6 protein-coding genes are annotated in these 7,969 nt (G+C 57.8%); all 6 read right to left on the bottom strand.

Going from position 1 to position 7,969, the window contains the following annotated elements:
- Positions 1 to 678, bottom strand: a 678-nt coding sequence (locus ACTIE1_RS06395; RefSeq protein WP_439563305.1) for a GTP-binding protein, incomplete at its 3' end; no start/stop codon positions are given.
- A gap of 36 nt (positions 679 to 714) precedes the next feature.
- On the bottom strand, positions 715 to 1,185 hold the full coding sequence (gene rpsG, locus ACTIE1_RS06390; RefSeq protein WP_274352817.1) for a 30S ribosomal protein S7: 471 nt from the start codon (positions 1,183 to 1,185) through the stop codon (positions 715 to 717).
- 12 nt (positions 1,186 to 1,197) lie between these two features.
- A complete protein-coding gene (gene rpsL, locus ACTIE1_RS06385) occupies positions 1,198 to 1,569 on the bottom strand; it encodes a 30S ribosomal protein S12 (RefSeq protein WP_071479239.1) in 372 nt (123 codons plus the stop codon).
- Between the two features lie 248 nt (positions 1,570 to 1,817).
- Positions 1,818 to 2,717 (bottom strand): DMT family transporter, encoded by a 900-nt coding sequence (locus tag ACTIE1_RS06380; RefSeq protein ID WP_439561276.1) that lies wholly within the window; start codon positions 2,715 to 2,717, stop codon positions 1,818 to 1,820.
- Positions 2,718 to 2,743: 26 nt separating this feature from the next.
- Positions 2,744 to 3,562 (bottom strand): glycosyltransferase, encoded by an 819-nt coding sequence (locus ACTIE1_RS06375; protein ID WP_439561277.1) that lies wholly within the window; start codon positions 3,560 to 3,562, stop codon positions 2,744 to 2,746.
- Positions 3,563 to 3,666: 104 nt separating this feature from the next.
- On the bottom strand, positions 3,667 to 7,896 hold the full coding sequence (gene rpoC, locus ACTIE1_RS06370) for a DNA-directed RNA polymerase subunit beta' (protein ID WP_439561278.1): 4,230 nt from the start codon (positions 7,894 to 7,896) through the stop codon (positions 3,667 to 3,669).
- Positions 7,897 to 7,969 lie beyond the last annotated feature (73 nt).

The following is a 7,969-nucleotide window of genomic DNA, read 5'->3' as shown; positions in this document are numbered from 1 at the left end:
CAGATTCGCGCGCCATTCGTCGGCCAGATCTTTCAACTCGTCACGAACGGCCTGACGGGTCCAGCTTGCGCCCAGATCCTCGCCTTTCCAGGTCCATTCTTCCATGGTGATCAGGTCAATGATGCCTTCCAGCTGGTCTTCTGCACCAATCGGAAGCTGTACTGGCAACGGGGTCGCGCCGGTACGGTCCTTGATCATTTTCACACAGTTAAAGAAATCCGCACCGATCTTGTCCATCTTGTTGACGAACACGATCCGCGGAACCTTGTAACGGTCAGCCTGACGCCACACGGTTTCAGTCTGCGGCTCAACACCGGCGTTACCGTCCAGAAGACAGATCGCGCCATCAAGCACAGCCAGCGAACGCTCGACTTCGATGGTGAAGTCAACGTGGCCCGGGGTGTCGATGATGTTGAAACGGTGCTTTTCGCTTAGGGGCGTTGAACCGTCGATGGTTTTTTCCCAGAAAGTGGTGGTCGCAGCAGAGGTGATGGTAATCCCACGCTCTTGCTCTTGCTCCATCCAGTCCATGGTGGCCGCGCCATCATGAACTTCGCCGATCTTGTGCGACTTGCCGGTGTAGAACAGAATCCGCTCGGTCGTCGTGGTCTTGCCAGCGTCGATATGCGCCATGATCCCGAAGTTGCGGTAGCGCTCAAGGGGGTATTCGCGTGCCATGGTGTTAGGTCCTTTGGCTTGACGAGTGGTCGAAGTTTACCAACGGTAGTGGCTGAATGCCTTGTTGGCATCGGCCATCTTGTGGGTATCTTCACGCTTCTTGACGGCAGAACCGCGCGAGTTGACTGCGTCAACCAGCTCGCCTGCCAAACGCTCTTCCATCGTGTTTTCATTACGGGTGCGTGCGGCCTTGATCAGCCAGCGAATCGCCAGCGCTTCGCGGCGCTCGGGGCGGACTTCGACCGGAACCTGATAGGTTGCACCACCAACACGACGAGAACGAACCTCGACCGAGGGTTTGATGTTTTCGAGCGCTTCGTGGAACACTTCGATAGGGGCGCGTTTCAGCTTGCCTTCAACGCGGTCCATCGCGTTGTAAACAATTGATTCCGCAACCGATTTTTTACCGTCGATCATGAGGTTATTCATGAATTTCGACAGAACCTTATCCCCGAACTTGGCGTCGGGCAGGATTTCGCGCTTCTCAGCGGCGTGACGACGAGACATCTGGGACTCTCCTTACTTCGGACGCTTCGCGCCGTATTTCGAACGGCGCTGCTTACGATCCTTGACGCCCTGAGTATCCAGAACACCGCGCAGGATGTGATAGCGCACACCGGGAAGGTCTTTTACGCGACCGCCACGGATCAGCACGACCGAGTGCTCTTGCAGGTTGTGCTTTTCACCCGGGATATAGCTGATGACCTCATACCCATTCGTCAGGCGCACTTTTGCAACCTTTCGCATGGCCGAGTTCGGCTTCTTAGGTGTGGTGGTATAGACGCGCGTGCACACGCCGCGTTTCTGGGGGCATTGCTCCAGATGCTGCGACTTGGAGCGCTTGACTTTAGGCTGCCGCGGCTTGCGGATCAGCTGTTGGATCGTTGGCATTCCGGTTCTTCCCGTTTCAACCCGTGTTACATGGCGCTTGCACGCCTCTCTATCGTATGCACCTGCCGAATCGACAGAACGCACAAAACCGCTTGCGCCCCATTGGGGACGCCGCGGTGGAATTCCAGAGGATCGGGGCATACACCCGGATCTTGACCACTAAAATTCGTATGCCTGACCACGCGCACCAAACGGCCTGCGGGCAAGGTTATCGCGCGTATAGGGGGAGTCGCTGGGGTTGTCAACAGCTACCCGCTCGATGTCAGGGATGCTGCCGCCATTCGCTGCTTGTGCCGCCGTTCACGGTACAATGTATAGATGCCCGTTATGACAACCACCCCACCCCCGACGAACGTAAGGCTGTCGGGCCATTCATCCAGCACGAACCAGCCCAGCATCAGCGCGGACAACAATCCCGCATAGCGGAAGGGCGCAACGAAGGTCAGTTCCCCCGTGCGCATGGCCAGAACAATCAAGTAATAGCCGATGAAGGAAAACACCACCGTGCCCGCCAGCCAGCCCCATGCAACAGCGCCAGGCATGACCCATGTTTCCGTCACCGCACCAACAAGCCCGAACAATGTGACACCCAGCGCAGTCGTGCAGGCAACAAGGGATGACGGGACATTCTTGGCCATGACACGGGTGGACAAATCGCGGATCGTAACCATCCCGACCGTCAGCAGTGCAAAAACCGAGGGTGCGCCAAAATCCGCACCACCCGGTCGCACAATCAGCAAGACGCCGCAGAACCCGACCAGAATCGCACTTAACCTGCGCCAGCCCAAGGGTTCGCGCAGAAACAGCCATGCAGCCAGCGCGACAGCCAGCGGCACCACCTGAAGAATGGCCGTGACATTAGCCAGCGGCATGTTGAACAACGCATTGAAGAAGAAATAGGCCGCCAATGCCTCGGCGCTGGACCGCAGAATCAACAGCCGCCGGTCGCGCGGGCCAAGCTGCGCGAAGGTGATACGACTGCGCCAGACCAACACACCGAACAGGGCCGTCACAATGGCACCCCGCATGGCCAGTATCTGGAACGCGGTCAGTTCATCACCCAGCAATTTCAGAAAGGTATCGTTGATCGCAAACGCACTTGACCCGAACAGCATGAACAGGGCCGCGCGGGTATTGTCATCTTTCATGGTCGCCCCTTAGGTCATGCATCCCGCTACCCGCCAAGTGACATCAGCGTCTGGCGCGAGAAGGGAAATCCTGCCGAAAGAATCCTGTCCAGCTCATCATCTGGCAGGTCAACGCGGGTGCCTGACATGAACCCGCTTGAATCATTGTCGCGGTGTACGGTCCTGATAAAACGCGGCGTCACACCGTCGGTAAAGCAGTTCCAGCGCGTATGGACCATGCGGTGATCCATTGAAAAGATCGTGGGCCGCGCGCCACGCTGGGCAACCAGCGACATGCCGATGCCCAGTGGTGTCTTTTCATGCACACCATAAAGCGTATTGCCCCCTGCCCCCAATTCCAGAAACAGCCCGTGATTGAACGCAATGATCGCGGGATTTTCAGGACCGGAGATCTGAAGCAGGGGTGGAACAATCCGTTTGGTTTCCGCAATGCAGTCGGCGCTGATGGCATCATCATCATCCAGACGCATGGACACCACATGCGACGTGTCGGGGCGGGTGCACTGGTCCAGCACCTTCTTGGTCGATTTGAAATTGTTCAGGGGCGGCAACGGGATGATCCGCGCGCCAGCCAGCGGGCGCATCACGTCCTGCAATCGCTGGTGCCAAGTGCGGGGGAAATCAGCCCCGATCAGGACTGCGGTTGTGAAATCCTGATCGGTCTGCGCCAGCAGGGACGGCAGGGTCAGGGCCTCGAACAGACGAAACCGCCGTTCCAGCCGTTCGGTCGCATACAATGCCTTTCGGACGTCCCCTTCCCCGTTCCTGCTAAGGCGGAACCCCGAGAGTGCAACATAGGAAAACCGGATCACAATAATGATTTGCGGGGAAAATTCAGGGGGCATGCCACGCTCCTTAACACATTCATAAGTGATGCCCGAGCGGTCGGAAAAAGAAAAGCCCCCGCAGCAACAGCTACGGGGGCTTTTCGTGTTTTCAGACGTGTCGCTTAGTCGTCGCGTTTGCCAAAGACGATATCGGCTTCCGAACGCTCTACCGGGGCGGGCGCCGCCAGGGCTGCCGCCGCTTCGGCTTCCGCGCGGCGTGCTTCCAGCACCTTGCGGTCGCGTTCACCCGCGATGTGGCGCACCTGATTGACAACGCCACCCGTGCCCGCCGGAATAAGGCGACCCACGATCACGTTCTCCTTCAGGCCGACCAGATGATCGCGCTTGCCCTGCACCGATGCTTCGGTCAGCACACGCGTCGTTTCCTGGAAACTTGCCGCAGAAATGAAGCTGCGTGTCTGCAAGCTGGCTTTGGTGATGCCCAGCAGGATCGGTTCGCCGCGCGCAACTTCCATACCATGTGCCATGGCCTTGGCATTTGCCTCGTCAAACTCGATCTTGTCGACATGCTCGCCTTTCAGCAGCGTGGTTTCACCACTGTCGAGGATCTCCCATTTCTGCAGCATCTGCCGCACAATCACCTCGATATGCTTGTCGTTGATCTTCACGCCTTGCAGACGATACACGTCCTGCACTTCGTCGATCAGGTAGTTTGCAAGCGCCTCGATACCCAGAATACGCAGGATGTCATGTGGCGCAGGGTTGCCGTCCATGATGTAATCCCCGCGCTGCACGAAGTCGCCTTCCTGCACCGGAATATGCTTGCCCTTGGGAACAAGGTATTCTGCCGGCTCCAGCGTTTCATCGATAGGCTCGATGCGGATACGGCGCTTGTTCTTGTAGTCCTTGGCAAAGCGCACATAGCCGTCCAGTTCACAGATGATCGCGTGATCCTTGGGGCGACGCGCCTCGAACAGTTCGGCAACACGCGGCAGACCACCGGTGATGTCCTTGGTCTTGGCACCTTCACGCGGGATACGCGCAACAACGTCACCAATCAGAATATCCTGCCCGTCCTCGATCGACAAAATGGCGTCAACCGACATCGGATAGGTTACCGGATTGCCCTGCTCGTTGCGGACGGGGTCGCCGGTTTCAGGGTCCATCAGAATGACTTCGGGCTTCAGGTCGCCACCTTTGGGCACCGACCGCCAGTCCGTGACAATCTTCTGTGTCATGCCTGTGGCTTCATCGGTTTCGTCACGCACCGACAGACCGGCAATCAGGTCCACGAAACGTGTCTTACCGTTGGTTTCCGCGATGATCGGCAGGGTATAGGGGTCCCATTCGAACAGCTTCGCGCCACGCTCCACTTGATCCCCATCCTTGACGAACAACTTGGACCCGTAGCCGGGCTTGAACACAGCCCGTTCCACGTTGTTTTCGTCGATGATGGCAATCTGCATGGACCGCCCCGTGACAATCAATTCACCGGCAGCATTCTCGATGGTCTGGGTGTTGCGCAACTCAACGCGGCCAGCAGCATTCGATTCCTGGAAGGACTGGCTGCCCCCCTGCGCGATACCCCCGATATGGAAGGTCCGCATCGTCAGCTGGGTGCCCGGCTCGCCAATGGACTGCGCCGCGATAATGCCGACAGCTTCGCCCTTGTTCACCAGCGTGCCGCGGGCAAGGTCGCGCCCGTAACACTTGGCGCAAACGCCTTCTTCAGCCTCGCAGGTCAGCGGCGAGCGGATTTTGACCGTGGCAATTCCGGCCCCTTCGATGATATCCGCGTCGCGTTCATCGATCAGGGCATTCTTGGAAACCAGCACTTCGCCTGAAGCCGGATCCACGACATCTTCTGCCGCGACACGCCCCAGAACCCGTTCGGCCAAGGATGATACCACTTCGCCGTCATTCACCGCAGCTTGCGCTGTGATGAACAATTCGGTGCCGCAATCGTCACTGCGCACAATGCAATCCTGCGCCACGTCAACCAGACGACGGGTCAGGTAACCGGAGTTTGCAGTCTTCAACGCCGTGTCGGCCAGACCCTTACGCGCCCCGTGGGTGGAGTTGAAGTACTCCAACACGGTCAGGCCCTCTTTGAAGTTCGAGATGATCGGCGTCTCGATGATCTCGCCCGACGGTTTGGCCATAAGACCGCGCATACCGCCAAGCTGCTTCATCTGGGCGGGCGAGCCACGCGCGCCGGAATGGGACATCATGTAAACCGAATTCGGTTCCAGTTCACGGCCTTCATCATCGCGGCGCACCGCCGATATTTCGGCCATCATCTCATTCGCGACGGCATCCGAGCATTTTGACCAGGCGTCTACAACTTTGTTGTATTTCTCGCCCTGCGTGATCAGACCGTCCAGATATTGCTGCTCGAAGCTGCCAACCTGATCGCGGGTTTCATTTACCAGCGTCCATTTGGTTTCAGGGATCAGCATGTCGTCCTTGCCAAAGGAAATACCGGCGCGGAACGCTTCGCGGAACCCAAGCGACATGATCTGGTCACAGAAAATAACCGACTCTTTCTGACCGCAGTAACGGTAGACGGTGTCGATGACATTCTGCACATCTTTCTTGCGCAACAGGCGGTTGACCAGTTCAAACGGCGCTTTCGCGTTCAATGGCAGCAACGCACCCAACCGCAAGCGGCCAGGGGTGGTTTCATACCGACGCGAAACTTCGTTGCCATCCTCGTCGATTTGCATGACGCGGCACTGGATCTTGGCATGCAGATGGACTTCATCCGCCGCAAGCGCATGTTCCACTTCCTCGATTGACGAGAAGATCATCCCCTCACCCTTCATGCCTTCGCGCATCATCGACACATAATACAGGCCCAACACCATATCCTGCGACGGCACGATGATCGGCGCGCCGTTCGCAGGCGACAGCACGTTGTTCGTGGACATCATCAGGACGCGCGCTTCAAGCTGGGCTTCAAGCGACAGCGGAACGTGAACAGCCATCTGGTCACCGTCGAAGTCGGCATTGAAGGCCGAACAGACAAGCGGGTGCAGCTGGATTGCCTTGCCTTCGATCAGGATCGGTTCAAACGCCTGAATGCCCAAACGGTGCAGGGTGGGCGCACGGTTCAGCAGAACGGGGTGTTCGCGGATGACTTCATCCAGAATATCCCAGACTTCGGGGCGTTCCTTCTCGACCAGCTTTTTCGCCTGCTTGACGGTCGATGACAGGCCCTTGGCCTCCAGCCGCGAATAGATGAAGGGCTTGAACAGTTCCAACGCCATTTTCTTGGGCAGGCCGCACTGGTGCAGTTTCAATTCCGGCCCGGTCACAATGACCGAACGCCCCGAGAAGTCCACGCGCTTGCCCAAAAGGTTCTGACGGAAGCGGCCCTGCTTGCCTTTCAGCATGTCCGACAGCGATTTCAGCGGGCGCTTGTTGTTGCCCGTGATCACGCGACCACGACGGCCATTGTCAAACAGCGCATCGACCGCTTCTTGCAACATACGCTTTTCGTTGCGCACAATGATATCGGGCGCACGCAGTTCGATCAGGCGCTTCAGGCGGTTGTTGCGGTTGATGACGCGACGATACAGGTCATTCAGATCCGATGTCGCAAACCGGCCACCATCCAGCGGGACCAGCGGGCGCAGTTCCGGCGGGATGACCGGCAGCACGGTCAGCACCATCCATTCCGGGCGGTTGCCGGATTCGATGAAATGCTCGACCACTTTCAGCCGTTTGATGATCTTCTTGGGCTTCAATTCGCCCTTGGCTTCTTTCAGCTCCTCGCGCAGGCGCATCGCTTCATCGTCAAGGTCGATATTTGCCAGCATCTCGCGGATCGCCTCGGCGCCGATATTGGCCGTGAAGGCATCCGCGCCATACTGGTCCTGCGCATCAAGAAATTCTTCCTCGCTCATCAACTGGCCATAGGTCAGGTCGGTCAGGCCCGGCTCGATGACGACATAGTTTTCAAAATACAGAATGCGTTCCAGATCGCGCAGCGTCATGTCCAGCATCAGGCCGATCCGTGACGGAAGCGACTTCAGGAACCAGATATGCGCGACAGGTGCGGCCAGTTCGATATGCCCCATGCGTTCGCGGCGCACCTTTTGCAGGGTCACTTCCACACCGCATTTTTCGCAGACAACGCCGCGGTATTTCATGCGCTTGTATTTGCCGCAAAGGCATTCGTAATCCTTGATCGGGCCAAAGATACGCGCGCAGAACAGCCCGTCACGTTCGGGCTTGAACGTGCGGTAGTTGATGGTTTCGGGCTTCTTGATCTCGCCGTAGGACCAGCTCAGAATACGCTCGGGCGAGGCCAGTGACACTTTGATCTGATCAAAGGTCTTGGTCTGGGCCAAGGGGTTGAACGGGTTTGTGGTAAGTTCCTGGTTCATGATCATTTCCTTGAAAGGGTCGGGGGGATGGGGGTTCAGCGTGAAATCACGCGCCCTGCCCGTTTGGGACAGG

The organism is Roseinatronobacter sp. (genome assembly GCF_051859525.1).
Classification (GTDB): domain Bacteria; phylum Pseudomonadota; class Alphaproteobacteria; order Rhodobacterales; family Rhodobacteraceae; genus Roseinatronobacter.
This window is presented reverse-complemented; position numbering and strand designations above follow the sequence as displayed.